The organism is Pseudomonas sp. SIMBA_068 (assembly GCF_046534705.1).
Taxonomy (GTDB): Bacteria; Pseudomonadota; Gammaproteobacteria; order Pseudomonadales; family Pseudomonadaceae; genus Aquipseudomonas; species Aquipseudomonas putida.
Genome location: NZ_JAWRYI010001149.1, coordinates 1 through 251, shown reverse-complemented (window position 1 = coordinate 251; position 251 = coordinate 1). Strand labels below are relative to the sequence as shown.

Annotated in this window: 1 protein-coding gene; it reads left to right on the top strand. The window is 68.1% G+C overall.

Annotated elements, in window-relative coordinates; translation table 11 throughout:
• Nucleotides 1-251, top strand: a 251-nt coding sequence (locus SB756_RS33115; RefSeq protein WP_410913639.1) for an aminotransferase class I/II-fold pyridoxal phosphate-dependent enzyme, incomplete at both ends; no start/stop codon positions are given.

Here is a 251-nt window from a genome sequence, read left to right as displayed (position 1 = left end):
CAGCGCAGCGGCCAAGCGGTCAGCGCAGACCAGGTGACCGTGTTGGCGGGTGCCCAGTGCGCGTTGTACTGCGTGGCCCAGTGCGTGCTGGACCCGGGCGACGAGGTGATCGTTGCCGAGCCCATGTATGTCACGTACGAGGCCGTGTTCGGTGCTTGTGGTGCCAAGGTGGTACCGGTGCCGGTGAAGCCGGAGAACGGCTTTCGCGTTTGCCCGCGAGACGTGGCCGAGCGCATCACGCCGCGCACCCG